We start from the raw sequence: 18,860 nt of genomic DNA on the forward strand, positions 1-18,860 counted from the left end.
CATTACCTTCTAACATTTATAAGGTGGGTGAATATTTTTACATGTTTCATTATAGGATGCTGGAAGACCACCAACCCCATACCCCAGAGCTTCACCTGCTGCATTACTTACTGGTTTACTAAAGCCACCATCTAAAAATTCTTTGGTCATTCGCTGTCCTGCTAACCTTCCACCTGCAATAGAAATACCTTTTTGAAGTCCTGAAAGCTCTGTATCCAATGCTGTACCAATAAGGTTCACCCCACCTCCTATTGCAACAAGTGCTGGTGCTGTTGGCGCACAAACTACTGTAAACCCACAACCAACACCTAAAGCTGTTAATACATCGCCACCAGTTTGTAAATCCTCTGCAAAACTTTGTCTCGTTACAATGGGTTGTATTCTATTACTAAGATAACCACCAACTCTAATATTACGAGCAGATAAGGCTTCATAGGAAACACTATACGAAATAAAATCATTCATTCCGGTTCCATAATATGATAATCCCTTACCAATATTAGCAGAAACACGTTCAAATGATGCTTGCTGACGATTTAACCAGTTCATATTATCCAAATTATTAACCCAAACATTCGACATTGCTAAATCATTTAACATCGAAAATAAACCTGTCGGATCAACATTCATTACAGGATTATTCCCTGCATAGGCATATGGATTCAATCCACCCTCAAGTCCCACTACGTCTTGCACTTCGTTTAAAGCAATGCTTTAAACTCGTTCAGGAGCAGCTTCCATATAACGTCCAAATTCAGGGTTGTAGTAACGATTCAGGTTATAATGTTGCTTTGTGAGTTCATCATAATACTGTCCCGGAAAGCACAGGTTAAACGTCACCGTCTGAATATTCAGTTGTCTTGCTCCAAATCGCCTATAATAATGTTACTCATTTCATTTACCCAGATAATCGTATTTATCACTCACTCTCATCATTTTTTTTATAATCCTCAACACTCTTAAAAAATAAAACTCTTTTATCCATATTTTTAATTTCTAGTGCTATATCATCTAATTCTGATTTATCCAAATTGTATGATGCTGTAATTTCCCCATCTAATGCTAAACCTACTCCTTTCGAAAATGCTGACAATACTACTCCAGACAGCTGAGTATAATACCCATACCCATACCAATGATCTATTTTTAAAAGATAATCCTCATCAATTTTCGTAAATTTTTTTACCCAATCCAAAGATGTACCAAGAACCCAAAAGTTATCTATTTTATAAATATTGAAATCTTCTTTAACTAAAAAACCTATTTCTTTAGTAATGTAGCCCAATAAATGCTCATCATATATTTGATTATTATAACCAAATAGAAAATCTGCATATTTCTTTCTTAAAACTTTCACATATGTATCTTTTTCAATCATGTCAAATTTCTCTACTATTATTTTTTTGGTAAAGGAATATCCCATTCAGCATTTGGCATTAATCTCATCCGAATATTTCCTGTACTTCTTAAACCGTCAAAAATAGGGAATACACTTGGTGGAATATATATTTCTCTACCTCTAAGGTAAAGATTATTACCTCCAATTACATTATTTTTTGCACCATTTGAGAATAAAGTTGTTAATGTAGATTGCTGCATAGTAATATTTACAACAGCAGGTTGCAGATTTTTTGTATAACTTCTATCCGCAAAGAATGCCGCTGTATACATATCTGTTGCCATATAAAAACCTTTACCTTTTTCCTCCCGATAATAACTATTCTGTATAGCAGCATCTACACTTAAAGGCTTACCTGCTACTAATGCTCTTGCACTATTTATATCCGTACCATGATAAAAATTATACCATGGCTCTCTATTAGATTGTGGCGTATCACCCGATAATGTTAATACATTTAATAAACCTGCCATACGGCTAAATGATGCAATAGCAGCCTTTCCTAAATCATTGAGGCCTAAATCAGTTGGAAATGGAATGGCTGAAGAATTAATACCTATATTAAAGTTATTGAACTGTTGATTAAATGCAGGTGTCAAATCAAAACTATACAACCCACTCGGATCAACATTCATTACAGGATTATTCCCTGCATAGGCATATGGATTCAATCCACCCTCAAGTCCCACTACGTCTTGCACTTCGTTTAAAGCAATGCTTTAAACTCGTTCAGGATCAGCTTCCATATAACGTCCCTTGCGCAACGGCAAAGCTTTAATCACTTTGCTTATCGTTGCTCAGGATTGTAATAACGGTTATGGTTATAGTACAAACCACTTTGTCCATCAAACAATTGTCCCGGAAAACGTAAATGGATATTTACCCGACCTACAGGCTGTATCACACCATATATTTCTCAATTTCAATCACAATATTCCCTTTTTAGTAAATCATAGATAAGATGATTTACTAAATTTAATAATCTAATGCTTTTGTCTTTTATCATACCAACCGAAGATTAACATTGTAATAAACATTGACCATAAATATGGACTAGAAAAATAATATCTCAAATCTTCTTGAATAGGAAAAAATGTAGACAAAAGTACCATTAATATCCAAAAAAACTAAAAAAAATAGCCTAACTAATTTGTAAAAAAAATAAACAATATTACTATTTATTTTTTCTATTTAGATATCTATCAAATATAATAAAAAAATATCACTTAAAAACCAAGATATCCATATCGTCAACACACCATAAATCACACCAAATAAAATCAAAATTAAACTATTTTCCATCATTATTTATGTATCCTTTATAACTCTACCACGTTCCGGCTTGTTTACTAATTTCAAGATGTAGTCCTGGGTAGTTTCCTGTCCAAAATGTAGGATCAGTTTTAGGATTACCTATCTGAAAAGAATTATATTGATTATAATTAAGTTCATTTTGTCCTAGCTAAATATTCATTCTATTGATAACATTTTCCATTTTAAATACATCACCTGATGCAGAAACAGCAACTCCACCTATGTTTTGTCCGAGACTCCTAGCACCAATCATATTATTCCATGTCACATTATTCATTGATTTAGCTGCTTGTTCCTTTGTAATATATGAATCAAGGCTTAAAACTGTTTGGGATTCCATCATACAATGGTGGAACCAGATAAAACCAATTACTCATGAATGAATAATTGGTTAGTTTTTCATTAGCTAATTTTATCTATTAAATAACTCTTTCATAAGATTATTAAAAATATAACTGATTATTTTATTTTCCTTTTTTATTAAAAGAACTTAAATAAGGCGTATCAATTATATCTTCTATAAAGTACTCAATATTTTCTATATTAACACTAGATATAACAACTAAATTCTCATAAAATGAATATTGGTTAGAATCCAAATCATCTTGTATTGTTTGATTTAACCTAACAGGATCATAAAAGTTAAAATTATAAATATTCCCATAAATTTCAATATCTATTTCGAAACACCCTTTTGATTCAATCTCCCACTCATACTCATTAAAATCATCTGTAAGTTTAATACTATAATTTTTCATAAAAACCTCTTAATCTAAACACTTTATTCCAGAACATAATCTAATATATTGTTCTGGGGTTAAATTTGAGCCAGGACGTGGAGTTATTTCATAATGATTAAGATCTTTTCCTCTTTGTATAATTCTCAATTGATTTGAAATAGATACAGGATCTAATCTATAAGGTATAAATCCTTTTGAACTAATACTGCTTGGATTATTAAAAATTGATACTCCATGAGTATCTTTTACATATCCTATTTTTAGATCAACCTTAAAATCATTTGGACGAGGTGTAAAACTAACTGTATTTCCTTCTTTCGCCCCTCTATAATAACTAGAAGATGATCTAGAACCTACACCTCCATCACCTAAATTACTTCCGATCAATAAAAATGATTTACCTAATGGGTTTATTTCCAAAAGATAATTATTTTTACTGATCTTACCATTTGACTGATTATAATCTGTTGCAACCAAATTAAGATTCGTGGTACTGGAAATAAATTTATCTGCTAACCTATTTAAGGAATAATCTAAAAGATTCAGACTTGGTGAACCATACGAATTTGACAAAGCAAAATCATTCATTAGCCCCATAGGTGAGAAAGACAACCCACTCGGATCAACATTCATTACAGGATTATTCCCTGCATAGGCATATGGATTCAATCCACCCTCAAGTCCCACTACGTCTTGCACTTCGTTTAAAGCAATGCTTTAAACTCGTTCAGGATCAGCTTCCATATAACGTCCCAACAACGGATTGTAATACAATCATCTTTTAATAAACTCAATCAAACTCTATTCCTTTATTCTCCAAATATTTAAGTCCAAGTTCAATTTCTTCTAAAAATAACTCTTCTAAATCAACTAATTCACTTTTCATAAAAACCATTAAAAACCAAACCCAATCAGAGTCATCCAAGTCGATTGCTTTTCTTATAACCCTACTAAATGATGACTTTAATGGTTCTATATCCATTTCTGCCAAATAACCATACAATATTTTTGAACCAGGCCAGTTTAAATCCATAAATCCTTCCAATAAATCATCTAAATTTTCAGTAACTATCTTTTTTGGCAAATAAGGCAACATAACAGCAAGATTTTCCCATTCATTACTTGGTGCAGGATCAATTAATGTAGAAAAATCAAGCTCTCCATCCTTGATAAGTTTTTTAATAGTAAATGCCAAATCAATAACAAAGTGTATATACAATTCTTTTTCACTAAGTTTCAGTTTAACCTCATTTACTTTTTCAAAAGAGTTTATCATGGTTCCTCTCCCTTTTTTCTGGGCAAACTGATACTTTTCAGAATAAGAGTATATGGATGAGGATTCTCTATAGCCGTTGAACGACTATTTATCCAATTTGGCATTGTTGCTCGATTTGCAGGAAAAACTGACGCATGGTTTTTTCCGTCAACTACCGCCTTTAAGACCCCTGTAGAATTTACTGCTAATAAAGTTATAAATGTATAATTTTGAGGTGGAGGAATTAAAAACTAATAGCCCCTTCATCATATCCTATGTCTTCACCATCACAAACTAAAGTGACATTTTCTTTAGCTCTGATAGAATTAAACCATTTCATAACTTCATAATTATTTACTGGTTGATTTAGCAAAGATAAATTAAATATACTGCCATCATAAAAGACTTCATATAACTCTAATTGAAACTTAACATTCAATGATGAAATCATATCTTTTTTTATACAGGTTTTTTCAATTAAGGCTTTTTGTAAAACAACATATAACTTCCCATTAATTTCTTTAGCACTCATATAAAAACCAAATATATTATTAGGTGCTCTCAATATATTAGAATCATCAGACCTCGAATGAAGAATAATAAATTTTTCTCCTTGATATATATATTCAGATATGCAAACCTGATTTGATAAAAAACACTCTTGCTTCGCACAACCTATAAAGAAAAACAAGAATATCAAATAAAACAGAAATCTTAGAATCATTTTATTTAGAACCTTTTTTCAAACTTTCAGGTATTGGAGGACATAATGGACAATATGGTCTTCCATAAAATTCATGGTTATATCCAGAAGAATTCATATTGAATAATGATCCTGAATTCCATGCGCCTATTACTGTCTGCCCATTACGCTTCATAGTACCCATGAAATTTTCATTGCCAAATGGATTATGCAATTCAAAATCATATGGATCTTTATAGATTCTTAAGTTCTCACTCATAGTTAATTCCCCATATACCCAATATCCACGATCCGCTTGACTAGGGCTGCCTGAACGTACCCAAGTACCCTGTTCATTTAACCACCCCACAGCCTGTATCGGTAATATAGGACGACCACTAGTTGGCCCTAATCTCCAACCTAAGTTATTTGGATTTGGCTCAACCCATAATCTACTTGCATTAACTAAAACATCTGCACCAGAACCACCATTAGCTTTCAAATTTGCATTTGCCATATCCACAGTTGGAAGCTGACTATTAAATCCAATTTGAGCTAAATTTCTCTCAAAATTATTAATAGCTTGATTCAAATACCCATTATTAACATAAGCATTTCCCATATCTTGTAACGACAACGGAACCATCAACCCACTCGGATCAACATTCATTACAGGATTATTCCCTGCATAGGCATATGGATTCAATCCACCCTCAAGTCCCACTACGTCTTGCACTTCGTTTAAAGCAATGCTTTAAACTCGTTCAGGATCAGCTTCCATATAACGTCCAAATTCAGGGTTGTAGTAACGATTCAGGTTATAATGTTGCTTTGTGAGTTCATCATAATACTGTCCCGGAAAGCACAGGTTAAACGTCACCGTCTGAATATTCAGTTGTCTTGCTCTAAATCGCCTATAATAATGTTACTCATTTCATTTACCCAGATAATCGTATTTATCACGCACTCTCATCATTTTTTTTATAATCCTCAACACTCTTAAAAAATAAAACTCTTTTATCCATATTTTTAATTTCTAGTGCTATATTATCTAATTCTGATTTATCCAAATTGTATGATGCTGTAATTTCCCCATCTAATGCTAAACCAACCCCATTTGAAAATGCGGCAAGAATAACCCCTGCTAGGTGATGAAAAAGATCTGCACATGGAAGATAATTGGGCTTTAAAAGGTAACTTTCATCGTCACACAAATCACCTATCCAGTCATATTTTGATGTAATATACCAAATATTTGATAATTTTTTTACACTTATTGCATCTGGACTTAAAAGTGCTGCCTCAAATGTAATAAACCCTAATAATTGCCTATCATATAGATTGCCATTATATCCAAATACAAGACTAGCATGTCTCTTCCGCAAAGACTTAATAAAAGTATAACACTGATTCTGCATATATTTTAACCTCCTATGTAGGCTATTTCATGGGAATGTCCCATTCTTTTGTTGGCATTAACCTTATATGAATTAATCTACTGTTCCGTAATGTATCGAATGTTGGAAATGTAGATGGAGGAAGATATATTTCTTTTCCTTGAAATCGCATGCCTCCACCAAGTGATTGCAATTTTGCTCCAGAAGAAAATAATGTTGTTAATGTTGATTCTTGCATCCTTATGTTAATCATAGCTGGGTTAGCATGTCTGTCTGCAAAATAAGTTGCATCAAACATGTTTGTGGCCATATAGAATCCAGATTCTTTTTCACTTGCTCTAAATTTTTGAGAAGTTGCAATTTCTAAACTTAAAGGCTTACCTGCCACTAATGCTCTTGCACTATTTATATCTGTACCATGATAAAAATTATACCATGGCTCTCTATTAAATTGTGGCGTATCACCCGATAATGTTAATACATTTAATAAACCTGCCATACGGCTAAATGATGCAATAGCAGCCTTTCCTAAATCATTGAGGCCTAAATCAGTTGGAAATGGAATGGCTGAAGAATTAATACCTATATTAAAGTTATTGAACTGTTGATTAAATGCAGGTGTCAAATCAAAACTATACAACCCACTCGGATCAACATTCATTACAGGATTATTCCCTGCATAGGCATATGGATTCAATCCACCCTCCAATCCAATCGGATCAGCTTCCATATAACGTCCCAACAACGGATTGTAATAACGGTTATGGTTATAGTACAAACCACTTTGCCCATCAAACAATTGTCCCGGAAAGCGTAAATGGATATTAACCCGACCTACAGGCTGTGTCACACCATACGCATCCGGATCCCATCGCCACACGATTTCATTGCTCGACGCATCAATTCCTCGTCTTGGCTTATTCTGGTGATCTGTCACCAGATATACCAGTTGTCCATGCCCATATAATGCTGCGATCGGCTTGTCACCAAACCAGATATATTCAACCATTGTATTGCCATTTAGGTCATACTCTCCCAGCAAATGGCTCGCCTCATCATAAATATATTGATAGTTTAAACCTCCGCCCACTCTCAATGTTCTTTCATTTTTATGGTTATAATCAAAATATACCTGTTGTGTACCATAACTTTCGCTGCGTCGTCGTCCGGCATAGTCATAAGCAACATTTCCAGAGAGACTTAGTTCACCTGTCGCAAAATTTCCTAATGCCTGTGTCGCCCCGTTAACGGATAGTCCAGTTAAATGATTGGCACTGTAAACAAAACTCATACTGGCATAATTTACACTGTGGCTCGCCGGGCATATACCACGTCCTTCATTTGCGCCATACAGACGATAATGCCATACACCTTCCGACTGGGATTGATACAAATCAGACCATAGGTTACGGTAGGTCAGTGCATCGAATCTGCACTGTGGCATTGAGGCACCACACGGTGTGCGCCCTTCCGGCATACCATTTTCCAGCCAGTGAGCAAACAAAAGTTGATGGTTATAACCAAAGGCATTTTTAAGATCCGGATAATAATCTGCATAGGCCGTGGCATTAAAGGCACAACTTGGCTGCCGTTCTGCCGCTGGGTAGCCTCGACTCGCAATGATATTTAAATAGTTATTATAATTGCTCGAGGTCGCTTTGCTACAAATACCGCGTCCTTCATACACACCATTATTACGATAATGTACGTTACCATCAACCTGTGCCTGCACCAGATCCGGCCAAATACTGCGATACGTCTGTGGCTCAAATTTACATTGTGGCATAACTGCACCACACGGACTACGACCTTCTGCCATACCATATTTCAGCCAGTGATCCAGCAACAAGTCTCGGTTATAGCCAAAAGCATTTTTAATATCCGCATAATATTCTGCATAGGCTGTGGCATTAAAGGCACAACTCGGTTGACTATTTGCTGTGATTCCAGCATTGTTACTGCTGACTTCCAGAAAGGTTTGATTACCATTGTTATCATAACTGTGATGGCTGGTATAATACGGTGTACGTTCCTGTATGAGCTGATTGTTATGATCATAACTATAGTTCGTAGAAACATTATCCGCATCTTGTACGACGATTCTTCCATCAAGATCGTATCTATAGCTGGCTACAAATGAAACAGCATTGCTATTACCATTTAAAATATTCACAATACTGCCTGTGTCATCATAACCGACCACATATGAACCCCCTCGACCCCAATTAAAACGCTGTAATTGGTCAATACCGGTATACTGGATATCCTGAATCAGACTTTGCTGGTTAAGTTTGATATTGTTTAAACTTCCATCAGCATTATAGTTGTAATCAACCCGATTCCCCGAAGGATAAGTGATACTGGTCAACAGACCACCAGCACTATAACTATAAAAATTATTCAAGGTGCTATTACGATTGGTATATTTGGTCGCAGTCTTGTTTTGCTGGCTTTTTGCGACAATACGATGTAAATGATCATAGCTATATTGGGTATTGACCCAAGGCGAACGTACCTGATCGAGATGTCCAAAACCACTGCTGTCATATTCATAGCTATCATTCACCTGTAAATCCGGATTCGATGACTGATTCCCATGGTTACATACAAATTGTGAAGGTCGTTGTATCTGATCGTAAACACCATAGTTGCATAATCGTTCATTATGCGTATAGCGACTAATATTCTGATGAAAATCATATTGATAGTTTTTCTGACCAAAATCTGCATTTTGTTCTGCACTCAAATAACGATGATCCAGAAAACTACGTGAAGAGCCGTGATTATTCGCTGCAACTTCTATCGTGTTATTGTCGGCACTATCATAGCTTTTTTGATTGGTATATCCATTACCGTCAGTATGGCTAATCACACGATTAAGCTGATCATAATGCCACTGGTTGACAATGCCTTGTGCAGTTTGTGTCCGAATGAGATTACCATTATTGTCATAATTCATTCTGACCCAATGGCTATTGGTATTTCCACCTTTCCGATAAGATTTTATTCTGCCATTTTCATCAAGTTCCTGCCATTCGCTCATTGCCAAAGCACCATTGGCGTGGTGATAACCGACGACACTGCTTTCTCCGTTTGGATAATACCAATACACCTCAATATTATTGTTTGGTAGTGTTTTTTTAATCAATTGATGAACATCGTTATAGTCATATCTAATGGTTTGATTATCCGGATTTGTTGTGCTGATTAAACGTCCTAGATCATCATAGGTATTCTGATTGATTTGTGTTTGTGAACCTGCATAATGTGTTGTTTTTACAACATTATATCGACCATCGTAAACAATCGTATCACTTGAATCATCTGGAAGAATAATGCTTTTGGGCAGACCTGCACTGTTATAATCACGATATACTGTATTACGTTCAACGGCACCGCTTGTACTGGCATTTACAATTACCGTTTTCTTACTTAAATTACCATATATATCATATTCATAGAGTGTTCTATCATCAACATCTCCTCTTGGTGCATCATAAATATGTAGCAAGCCATAGGTCGGTTGATTTTGATCTTCATAATAATGATAAAGATGTACTTTGGTCTGACTCCCTGACTGAGGTGAACCAACTTCCTGACGATAAATTTGCCCTCTTGCATTTAATAAATTAACGATATTCATCTCGGGTGCATTGATCGCATTTGGTGTTGCAGTGCTATTGATCATGCCATCTGACAAAGTCGTATAACTGTATAGGGTTTGTCGCTGTAAGTTGCTATCAACTGCTTCTGTAAGTTTTGTTACACGATTGAGCGTATCATATTCCCGTGCTGTCACATTGCCATTGCGATCAGTCACACGCAGTAACTGGCTTCTCGGCGTATAAACATTCAAGGTCGAAACAGGTGTCTTGTTCTCAAATAAACACGGGAATCCAGTAACAGTCATTTTAATATTATTATTGTCAATAATTTCTGTAGAAACTGTTGTGGTCGCACTTTGCGAACCATCAGGATAAAAATTCATGCTGATGATATTGGCAACATCATCATATGTTGTTGTCGTATCAGAAATAGCCGCAGAACCATTTGGAATAAAAGATCTTAATCTGGTTTGAGCAGTGCTATAACCGTTTTGTGCGTTTAAAATATAATTTTGATTAATCTCCCAAGCCCGTTCAATCACCCCACGATGGTTCAATACTTTGGTTAATACCGGATAATCATAACTTTCGTCGGCCGTACGACCTTTAGATTTAACATAAGCTTTTATTGATCCTAGTTCAGTCATTTCATTGACATAACTATAAGCACCCCCAGCAGTGGAATTGGAGCGAACTAAAGCAAATACAACTGTATTCGCCCCTGTACTCGGCACTTTATTGGTGTAAGCCTGATAATCAAATTCCACAGTCTGACTATCGCCCTGTGAACCGCTACTATAACTTACTTTTGTAACAAGACGCGACTCATCAACCGTTTGATTCGCACCTAAGCCCGGATCATGAAAAGTTCTTTCAAAAACCAGTTTATTATTAAAATTATCCGTAACCTGCGTTAAATTTAATAGATGATCATACTCCAGATTAAGATTGCGCCCTTGTTGATTAATCTGGGTAATACGATGCAAATTCATCGAAACTGTGGTTTTTGTTTCAATATATGGAGCAGTATTGGAATTTGCATAACTAGGCATAAGGAATACATGCAAATACCATGAATCTGTTGTGGTTCTTAAATATCCGGATTTATCGACATACAGATTTATAGCCTCAGTATGGGTTTGTGCTGGTGAAATATTGTAGGATACATCCGATACAGTGTATTGAATGCCATTTTTAACGATAATCAAATTATTTCCTGAACGGCTCATTTGATATTCACCGAGATCGGAACTCCATGAAAGCTGTCTTAATCCATAATTATTTAAATCTCGCACTGCATCTGCCGAATATAATCGAGTAAATTTACCATTCTCTTCTTTAAAGATCGTATCGACTGTTTCGCCAGGCAAACGTACGAAAATTTCTTTTACCGAAAAGCTAGCGGTAATTACCGGATTAGAGGTAGATAGAATGTAATTTTGACCACTTACCTGCGCTGTATAATTTTGATATTGTATCGTCTGAGAACTCATATTCTGCACAAAAACATGTGCCTGATAATTATCAACCCAACCAAGTGACGTAGATTCAGGTTGTGCAAATGTCTGCGCTGCGGATAAATTTTGTCGAAGAGGCGCACGATAATTAAGATGATAAGGCAATGCCCCCAAAATATGTGCTTTTTGGTATGTAATATCTCCCGATACTAAATCATATCCGGCTGTACAAGACTGTATATTTGCAGAGCGTGCAGCAGCATAGTTTTGTGCAACAATATCGGAGGCGGCATAACTTATCTGGCAAAATAAGCTAAATATGCCGAGGAGTGCACCCAGAAAAATTTTTATAAAGTTATTCATTATTCTACCCAATGCAATTCAAATGCAATATTTACATAAATTTAGTGATCACAACTTATTAGACCAATACGCCAAATTAACCAACCGATTAAAACAAAAATTGTCAAATCAATACAAACAGATAATTTAATTATTGCTTATCTAACGGCTGAGTTGTTCCATCTGTAACGACTTTAGACTCGATAAGTGTAGCTTTCTCAAGTTGCTCTTGATTCAAAAATTCAGCCTGTTTTTTTGCATGTTCTCTGGCATAACCCACCATTGCATCATTATTGTTTGAAACTTGCTCAGTTTCACAGCCTGACAATAATAAGACACTTATGAATATACCAATCACCAAGAATCCATCTATTAATTTACATTGCCCCATCACAATGCTTATCCTCATATTTATTCGAATTAGATTTAAAAAATAGTTAAAATTTAACCAATGTAAATATTAAATCATATTCAATCGAAATTTGTAAATATTTTTTTTAATATAAAACATAGATATAATACCATCTACAACTTATATATAGACAATATTATTCAAATTCGATCGTTAATTAAGAATGAAGCTTTAGAAAATTGATAGTACTTTCTAAAGCATATGACTACATATATTGTGTATTAAGTATTATAATTCCGTGCACCGAACAAAGCCGTACCAATTCGTACAATGGTCGCGCCTGCGGCAATCGCTGCATCCAGATCACCTGACATGCCCATACTTAAAGTATCCCATTGTTCAGGATGGTGATGTCTGGCCTTTACCTGATCAAACAATTGTTTCGTCTGAGCAAATGCTGCGCTATGCTCTGGTTTTGGAATCACCATCAAGCCACGTAACTGAATATTCGGCAACTGACTGATTTGCGCAACCAGATCGGCAACCTCATCAACACGACAACCATCTTTGGATTCCTGATCATCAATATTGACCTGCAAACACAAATTTAATGGTGCTAGATTTTCAGGACGCTGATTGGATAAACGTTCGGCAATAATCAAACGATCCACACCATGTACCCAAGCAAAGTTTTCTGCCAGATGCTTGGTTTTATTACGCTGTACATGACCAATAAAATGCCATTCAATCGATAATTGTTTGAGCTGCTCAATTTTATCCAGTGCTTCTTGCAAATAATTTTCGCCAAATGCACGCTGTCCCAATTGATAAAAGGCAGTAATTGCCGAGGCAGGATGCGTTTTCGATACTGCCAGTAACTGTACAGATGTCGCTGCCCGACCTGACTTTTCACATGCTTGCTGAATGTGTTGTTGAACCTGTGCATATTGCAAAGCAAATTGTGGCATTTTACTTTCCCGGAATTAAAAATCAGTAGATTTCGCCATGAAATAACTTGGTTTCATAGAGCGAACATCTTATCATTCTAAAGGATAATCAAAAACTTTAAGTTAAGGGGGAACAATGGACATTACAGAATTATTGGCTTTTTCGGTAAAAAATGGGGCATCAGATTTACATTTATCAGCAGGTTTACCGCCAATGATTCGTGTCGATGGTGAAGTCAAACGAATTAACCTGCCTGCAATGGATCATAAAGAAGTTCATCGGCTCATTTATGACATTATGAATGACAAACAACGTCGTGATTATGAAGAACTGCTGGAAACCGACTTTTCTTTCGAAGTACCGGGTGTAGCACGCTTTCGTGTCAATGCATTTAATCAAAACCGTGGTGCTGGTGCAGTATTTCGTACCATTCCCTCCAAAGTGCTGACTATGGAACAACTGGGACTTGGCCAAACCTTCAAGGAAATTTGTGAATTACCACGCGGACTGGTACTGGTTACTGGCCCAACCGGTTCCGGTAAATCCACCACACTCGCTGCCATGATGGATTATATTAATGATACCCGTTATGACCATATTCTGACCGTCGAAGATCCTATAGAATTTGTCCATCAATCCAAAAAATGTCTGATTAACCAGCGTGAAGTTCATCGTGATACTCATGGCTTTAACGAAGCACTGCGCTCTGCCTTGCGTGAAGACCCGGATATTATTCTGGTCGGTGAGATGCGGGATCTTGAAACCATCCGTCTGGCACTGACAGCAGCAGAAACAGGTCACTTGGTCTTTGGTACATTACATACCACCTCTGCGGCAAAAACCATTGACCGTGTGATTGACGTATTCCCTGCCGAAGAAAAGGACATGGTACGTGCCATGCTCTCCGAATCCTTACAGGCCGTCATTTCTCAGGCCTTACTCAAACGTAATGGTGGTGGTCGTGTCGCTGCACATGAAATCATGATTGGAACTTCTGCAATTCGAAACCTGATTCGTGAAAACAAAGTCGCACAAATGTACTCTGCTATCCAGACCGGTGCAGCACAAGGGATGGTGACACTGGATCAAAGCCTGAAAGAACTTGTACATAAAGGTCAGATTACCAGTGCGATGGCACGTACATTGGCAAAATCTCCAGAATCATTCTTATAGGCAGGATATAAAATGGACTTTAACGGACTTCTAAAACTGATGATTGAAAAAAATGCATCAGATTTATTTATTTCTGCCGATGTAGAACCTTCCATGAAAATTAACGGGCAAATTTTACCAGTTACCAAAACCAAACTTAGCCCAGAAATTATTTCACAGCTCATTCATGCCATCATGACCGAAAAGCAGCGCGAAGAATTTGCCCGCACTCGGGAATGTAACTTTGCCATTACCGACCGCGAAAAAACTGCCCGCTTTCGGGTCAGTGCCTTTCAGCAACGTGATATGCCGGGCATGGTCTTGCGTAAAATCGAAACGCGTATTCCCACGCCGGAATCCCTGAAATTACCGCCGATTCTTAAAGAACTCAGCATGACCAAGCGGGGAATTATCTTATTTGTCGGGGCAACCGGGACCGGTAAATCGACCTCACTGGCATCTCTGGTCGGCTATCGTAATCATAATTCGCGCGGACACATTATCACCATCGAAGATCCTATTGAATTTATTCATCAACATGCCGGCTGTATTATTACCCAGCGCGAAGTCGGTATTGATACCGATTCATTCGAGGTCGCACTCAAAAATACCCTGCGTCAGGCACCCGATGTCATTCTGATTGGAGAAATTCGCTCTCGTGAAGTGATGGACTATGCAGTAGCCTTTGCCGAAACCGGACATCTGGTGTTTGCTACGCTGCATGCCAATAATGCCAATCAGGCACTAGACCGGGTGATCCATTTCTTTGATGCAGATCGGCATAACCAACTGTATATGGACCTTTCATTAAACCTAAAAGCCATTATCGCCCAGCAACTTGTACCAACCAAAGATGGCAAGGGACGTCGTGCAGCGGTAGAAGTCATGATCAATACACCGTTGATGCAGGATTATATCCGTAAAGGTGAAATTCATGAGCTGAAAGATTTAATGAAGCGTTCCCGTGAGCTGGGTATGCAAACCTTTGATCAGGCGTTATTTGATCTGTATAAATCAGGTGAAATTAGTTATGAAGATGCATTAAAACACTCTGATGCACCAAATGATCTGCGTTTGCAAATTAAACTGGCCGAAAGTGATGCCCATCATCTCATTGGTGAAAGTGGTAAAGGACTGTTTATTCAAGATTATTAAGCCACTCTCTAGATCGCTGCATGCTCAAGTGTGTTCTCAATCAACATGCCTTGAGCAACGATCATGATAGATTAATGCTTAGGCTTCTGAATATTCACCCAATAGCCTTCGGCGTACACATCTATCTCAAGGTGATAGGTTTGTGCCAACATGCTATAGACGCGTTGTAAATCATCGATGGGATAGGTTCCGGAGATTTTAATATTATCCAGTTGTGGTTCGAGATAAATGGCACCTTTTTGATACGGTTTCAATCGATCCACAAAATCTTTTAATGACAATTCATTGACCATTAAAAAACCTTTGGTCCAGCTATATTCGCTTGTATCAAGATCAGCGGCTTGTTCAATCTTGGTCTGATCAAAATATGCTTGTTGATGCAGGTTCAATATCTGCGCCTGCCCTTTTAAGCTTTGTACCTTAACAGCACCTTGATTCACGGCAACAAAAGTCTGCCGTGGTTCCAATCTGACCAAATACTGGGTACCCAATGCCTGTGCTGTACCCTGTGAGGTTTCGACCAGAAATGGACGTTTCAATGCATCATGGTGGGTTTCTATCCAGATTTCACCTTTACGTAATACAATCTTGCGTTGCTGCCCAGAATATTTAATATCAATCGCCGACCGGGCATTCATGATAATGGTACCGCCATCCGGTAATTGAATAGTTTTTCGTTCTCCAACTGAACTACGATAATCTGCCAGCCATTGCTGTTTTTCATTGCCATAATACAATGCTGACAGTGCAGGAATAATTGCCAGTAACCAAAGATATTTTTTATGGCTGTGGTGGCCATTAGTCTGTGGCATTTTATCCATGACGGGGAGCACAACCTCCACAGACAAATCAGCAAATTTTCCCTGTAACTGTAAAGCCTTTTCCCATATTCTTTGATGTAAGGTACTTTGCTGTTGCCATTGCTGTAATTGCTGACGTTCTTCCGCAGAAAGATCACCTTCCTGTAAACGAACAAGCCACTCCGAAGCTTGCTTGATAATTTCCTTACGATCAGCTTGAGCCATTCTTTATAAATCTTCCGCATCTAACATAAGATTTAAGCAATGGATATAAGCCTGTTGAATATGTCGCTTGACTGTACTGATGGAAATATTCAATTTATCTGCAACTTGTTGATGTTTTAAACCTTCAAGCTGTACATAAAGAAAAGTTAATCGGACAGTTTCCGGCAATTCGGATAGAAGCTGTACCGCCTCTGTCAAGGTTTCTATAATTAAAACATTTTTTTCCGGAGATGGATGTTCAAGCTCGGGCTGTTCGGCAAGGACTTCAAGATAAGCACGCTCAATATTTTTATGTTGAATCCAATTGATCATTAATCCCTTGGCAATTTTTGTTAAATATGCTCGAGGTTGCTGTAATTCAAAATCTTGTTGGCGAGCCAATACCCGCACAAAGGTATCTTGTGCAAGATCTGCTGCATCGGAAGAATTACCAAGCTTTCGATAAAGCCAAGTATAAATCCATGAATGATGCTGTTGATACAAATGTAAAATTTGCTGATTAATCTGTGCTGAATTCATCTTACAACAATTGTATAAAAAATGTATATGATAATTATTATCATATAAAAACGATAGTAACTTCAATTTATTTTATACTTAATTCTATTATATCAACCTAACACTTTAATATTAAATTAAATAATTATTCTGACAAAGTCATCATCTATAGACTAAACACCCTAAAAAAACCAAAATATGGCGTTTTTTCCAAAAAATAAAAGCGTATAAGTTTCAAATATGAACTTATACGCTCTAAATGTTTATTCAAGTGATATTAAAACAACATTTTAATCATCATTTAACCACAAACATGTTGTGTTCGATTGATGATTACAATTTCAAGTCGATCACAATCCGACCATCAATTTTACCAGCTTCCATCCGCTCAAAAATATCATTGATATTTTCCAATGGTTCTACACTAATATGGGCTTTAACTTTACCCCGTGCAGCAATATCTAGCGCTTCTTTCAAATCTAGTCGAGTACCCACAATTGATCCGCGTACTGTAATACCATCAAGTACCATATCAAAAATTGACAAATCAAATTTGCCCGGTGGTAAACCATTTAAGACCATGGTTCCGCCACGACGTACAATTTTTACTGCTTGTTCAAATGCTTTTGGTGAAACTGCTGTGACCAATACACCATGACAGCCATCACCTGTTGCTTTCTTAACTTCCTCGGCAACATCCTGTTTAATCGCATTAATACCAACATCTGCACCCAACTCTTTCGCCAGATCCAGCTTGGAATCATCAACATCAATTGCAACTACGTTAAAGCCCATGGTTTTGGCATATTGCACAGCCACATGACCCAAACCGCCAATTCCGGAAATTGCAACCCAGTCACCGGTTTTGGCTTCAGTCATTTTCAGACCTTTATAAACCGTAACACCAGCACATAAAATCGGCGCAATTTCCAGTAAATCTACGCCTTCTGGAATGACACCAACATATTCTCCATCGGCAAGGCAATATTCTGCAAAACTACCATTTACCGAATAACCAGAGTTTTGCTGTTCTTTACACAATGTTTCCCAGCCTGCATAACAATGATCACAATGTCCACACGCTGAATATAACCAGGGAATCCCGACAGTATCGCCAACTTTTAAATGTGTAATCCCCTCACCGATTTCGACAACTTCTCCAACACCTTCATGGCCCGGAATAAAAGGTACGGACGGCTTAATCGGCCAGTCACCATGCATCGCATGCAAATCGGTATGGCAAACACCTGTAGCAAACACCTTGACCAATACTTTACCTGCGGAAACTTTTGGAATTTCCACTTCTTTAATTTCAAGCGGTTGATTAAATGCCGTGACTACGGCTGCTTTCATCATGCTTCCCATATTCTATTCTCCTTGTCCTTGATTGTTATTGACATCTATTCTCATTCAATGCCAATAGTCCCAAGCTAGCATGTAAAAGGTAGGTTAAAGGTATGTCATTTTTTGCCAAATACAATTCAGTCAAAATATAATTTATTGATATTTATATATTATTTAAATATATTCCATTCTTAT

General features: G+C 36.9%; 18 protein-coding genes and 3 pseudogenes. 2 read left to right on the plus strand and 19 right to left on the minus strand.

What is annotated here, in order from left to right; translation table 11 throughout:
- Positions 1-9: 9 nt before the first annotated feature.
- The 16 genes and pseudogenes from CAP51_RS01325 to CAP51_RS01400 form a co-directional block, all read right to left on the minus strand.
- On the minus strand, positions 10-630 hold the full coding sequence (locus CAP51_RS01325) for a hypothetical protein (RefSeq protein ID WP_140404385.1): 621 nt from the start codon (positions 628-630) through the stop codon (positions 10-12).
- Positions 610-870, minus strand: a pseudogene (locus CAP51_RS17665) (RHS repeat-associated core domain-containing protein); the annotation flags it as partial. The pseudogene CAP51_RS17665 and the gene CAP51_RS01325, both read right to left, overlap by 21 nt.
- 49 nt (positions 871-919) lie before the next feature.
- Complete coding sequence (locus tag CAP51_RS01335; RefSeq protein WP_140404386.1) at positions 920-1,378, minus strand: hypothetical protein; 459 nt, start codon at positions 1,376-1,378, stop codon at positions 920-922.
- A 17-nt stretch (positions 1,379-1,395) separates the two neighbouring features.
- Positions 1,396-2,034, minus strand: coding sequence for a hypothetical protein (locus CAP51_RS01340; protein WP_171294703.1), 639 nt, complete (start codon positions 2,032-2,034; stop codon positions 1,396-1,398).
- A pseudogene (locus CAP51_RS17670) lies at positions 2,011-2,309 on the minus strand (RHS repeat-associated core domain-containing protein); the annotation flags it as partial. The gene CAP51_RS01340 and the pseudogene CAP51_RS17670, both read right to left, overlap by 24 nt.
- 552 nt (positions 2,310-2,861) lie before the next feature.
- Complete coding sequence (locus CAP51_RS01345) at positions 2,862-3,056, minus strand: hypothetical protein (RefSeq protein ID WP_087618936.1); 195 nt, start codon at positions 3,054-3,056, stop codon at positions 2,862-2,864.
- Positions 3,057-3,177: 121 nt separating this feature from the next.
- Positions 3,178-3,471 (minus strand): hypothetical protein, encoded by a 294-nt coding sequence (locus tag CAP51_RS01350; protein WP_087618937.1) that lies wholly within the window; start codon positions 3,469-3,471, stop codon positions 3,178-3,180.
- Between the two features lie 9 nt (positions 3,472-3,480).
- Complete coding sequence (locus tag CAP51_RS17270) at positions 3,481-4,140, minus strand: RHS repeat-associated core domain-containing protein (protein ID WP_171294690.1); 660 nt, start codon at positions 4,138-4,140, stop codon at positions 3,481-3,483.
- A gap of 103 nt (positions 4,141-4,243) precedes the next feature.
- Entirely contained in the window at positions 4,244-4,729 is a 486-nt protein-coding gene (locus CAP51_RS01360) for a hypothetical protein (protein WP_087618939.1), read from the minus strand.
- A gap of 223 nt (positions 4,730-4,952) precedes the next feature.
- A complete protein-coding gene (locus tag CAP51_RS17130) occupies positions 4,953-5,240 on the minus strand; it encodes a hypothetical protein (RefSeq protein WP_140404388.1) in 288 nt (95 codons plus the stop codon).
- A 193-nt stretch (positions 5,241-5,433) separates the two neighbouring features.
- The gene (locus CAP51_RS01375; protein ID WP_245809049.1) at positions 5,434-6,060 is read right to left on the minus strand and encodes a hypothetical protein; all 627 of its coding nucleotides are present in this window, start codon (positions 6,058-6,060) and stop codon (positions 5,434-5,436) included.
- Positions 6,037-6,279: pseudogene (locus CAP51_RS17675) on the minus strand (RHS repeat-associated core domain-containing protein); the annotation flags it as partial. The gene CAP51_RS01375 and the pseudogene CAP51_RS17675, both read right to left, overlap by 24 nt.
- 70 nt (positions 6,280-6,349) lie before the next feature.
- Positions 6,350-6,808, minus strand: a complete 459-nt coding sequence (locus tag CAP51_RS01385; RefSeq protein ID WP_087618944.1) for a hypothetical protein — start codon at positions 6,806-6,808, stop codon at positions 6,350-6,352.
- Positions 6,809-6,830: 22 nt separating this feature from the next.
- Positions 6,831-12,212 carry an RHS repeat-associated core domain-containing protein gene (locus CAP51_RS01390; RefSeq protein WP_087618945.1) on the minus strand — a complete coding sequence of 1,794 codons (5,382 nt, stop codon included), beginning with the start codon at positions 12,210-12,212 and terminating at the stop codon, positions 6,831-6,833.
- Positions 12,213-12,342: 130 nt separating this feature from the next.
- A complete protein-coding gene (locus tag CAP51_RS01395) occupies positions 12,343-12,582 on the minus strand; it encodes a hypothetical protein (protein ID WP_087618946.1) in 240 nt (79 codons plus the stop codon).
- Positions 12,583-12,824: 242 nt separating this feature from the next.
- Complete coding sequence (locus tag CAP51_RS01400) at positions 12,825-13,511, minus strand: YggS family pyridoxal phosphate-dependent enzyme (RefSeq protein WP_087618947.1); 687 nt, start codon at positions 13,509-13,511, stop codon at positions 12,825-12,827.
- Positions 13,512-13,626: 115 nt separating this feature from the next.
- Between CAP51_RS01400 and CAP51_RS01405 the strand changes: the two genes are divergently transcribed.
- Entirely contained in the window at positions 13,627-14,664 is a 1,038-nt protein-coding gene (locus CAP51_RS01405; RefSeq protein ID WP_087618948.1) for a type IV pilus twitching motility protein PilT, read from the plus strand.
- 12 nt (positions 14,665-14,676) lie between these two features.
- Positions 14,677-15,798, plus strand: coding sequence for a PilT/PilU family type 4a pilus ATPase (locus tag CAP51_RS01410; protein WP_087618949.1), 1,122 nt, complete (start codon positions 14,677-14,679; stop codon positions 15,796-15,798).
- Between the two features lie 71 nt (positions 15,799-15,869).
- On the opposite strand, the gene CAP51_RS01415 is transcribed toward CAP51_RS01410, so the two are convergent.
- From CAP51_RS01415 to adhP, 3 genes are all read right to left on the minus strand, one after another.
- On the minus strand, positions 15,870-16,823 hold the full coding sequence (locus tag CAP51_RS01415; protein WP_087618950.1) for a FecR family protein: 954 nt from the start codon (positions 16,821-16,823) through the stop codon (positions 15,870-15,872).
- Between the two features lie 3 nt (positions 16,824-16,826).
- Positions 16,827-17,342 (minus strand): sigma-70 family RNA polymerase sigma factor, encoded by a 516-nt coding sequence (locus CAP51_RS01420; protein ID WP_087618951.1) that lies wholly within the window; start codon positions 17,340-17,342, stop codon positions 16,827-16,829.
- 312 nt (positions 17,343-17,654) lie between these two features.
- A complete protein-coding gene (adhP, locus tag CAP51_RS01425) occupies positions 17,655-18,686 on the minus strand; it encodes an alcohol dehydrogenase AdhP (protein WP_087618952.1) in 1,032 nt (343 codons plus the stop codon).
- Positions 18,687-18,860: the final 174 nt, after the last annotated feature.

Source organism: Acinetobacter populi, from assembly GCF_002174125.1.
Lineage (GTDB): Bacteria > Pseudomonadota > Gammaproteobacteria > Pseudomonadales > Moraxellaceae > Acinetobacter > Acinetobacter populi.

What these genes read in the sequence shown, in the direction of transcription:
- CAP51_RS01340 (WP_171294703.1), bottom strand. Translation starts at nt 2,034, where the DNA reads ATGAATGTTGATCCGAGTGGGTTGTATAGTTTTGATTTGACACCTGCA.
- CAP51_RS01350 (WP_087618937.1), bottom strand. Translation starts at nt 3,471, where the DNA reads ATGAAAAATTATAGTATTAAACTTACAGATGATTTTAATGAGTATGAG.
- CAP51_RS01410 (WP_087618949.1), top strand. Translation starts at nt 14,677, where the DNA reads ATGGACTTTAACGGACTTCTAAAACTGATGATTGAAAAAAATGCATCA.
- CAP51_RS17130 (WP_140404388.1), bottom strand. Translation starts at nt 5,240, where the DNA reads ATGAGTGCTAAAGAAATTAATGGGAAGTTATATGTTGTTTTACAAAAA.
- CAP51_RS01345 (WP_087618936.1), bottom strand. Translation starts at nt 3,056, where the DNA reads ATGATGGAATCCCAAACAGTTTTAAGCCTTGATTCATATATTACAAAG.
- CAP51_RS01335 (WP_140404386.1), bottom strand. Translation starts at nt 1,378, where the DNA reads ATGATTGAAAAAGATACATATGTGAAAGTTTTAAGAAAGAAATATGCA.
- CAP51_RS01395 (WP_087618946.1), bottom strand. Translation starts at nt 12,582, where the DNA reads ATGGGGCAATGTAAATTAATAGATGGATTCTTGGTGATTGGTATATTC.
- CAP51_RS01400 (WP_087618947.1), bottom strand. Translation starts at nt 13,511, where the DNA reads ATGCCACAATTTGCTTTGCAATATGCACAGGTTCAACAACACATTCAG.
- CAP51_RS01385 (WP_087618944.1), bottom strand. Translation starts at nt 6,808, where the DNA reads ATGCAGAATCAGTGTTATACTTTTATTAAGTCTTTGCGGAAGAGACAT.
- CAP51_RS01420 (WP_087618951.1), bottom strand. Translation starts at nt 17,342, where the DNA reads ATGAATTCAGCACAGATTAATCAGCAAATTTTACATTTGTATCAACAG.
- CAP51_RS01360 (WP_087618939.1), bottom strand. Translation starts at nt 4,729, where the DNA reads ATGATAAACTCTTTTGAAAAAGTAAATGAGGTTAAACTGAAACTTAGT.
- CAP51_RS01415 (WP_087618950.1), bottom strand. Translation starts at nt 16,823, where the DNA reads ATGGCTCAAGCTGATCGTAAGGAAATTATCAAGCAAGCTTCGGAGTGG.
- CAP51_RS01325 (WP_140404385.1), bottom strand. Translation starts at nt 630, where the DNA reads ATGAATGTTGATCCGACAGGTTTATTTTCGATGTTAAATGATTTAGCA.
- CAP51_RS01390 (WP_087618945.1), bottom strand. Translation starts at nt 12,212, where the DNA reads ATGAATAACTTTATAAAAATTTTTCTGGGTGCACTCCTCGGCATATTT.
- CAP51_RS01405 (WP_087618948.1), top strand. Translation starts at nt 13,627, where the DNA reads ATGGACATTACAGAATTATTGGCTTTTTCGGTAAAAAATGGGGCATCA.
- adhP (WP_087618952.1), bottom strand. Translation starts at nt 18,686, where the DNA reads ATGGGAAGCATGATGAAAGCAGCCGTAGTCACGGCATTTAATCAACCG.
- CAP51_RS01375 (WP_245809049.1), bottom strand. Translation starts at nt 6,060, where the DNA reads ATGAATGTTGATCCGAGTGGGTTGATGGTTCCGTTGTCGTTACAAGAT.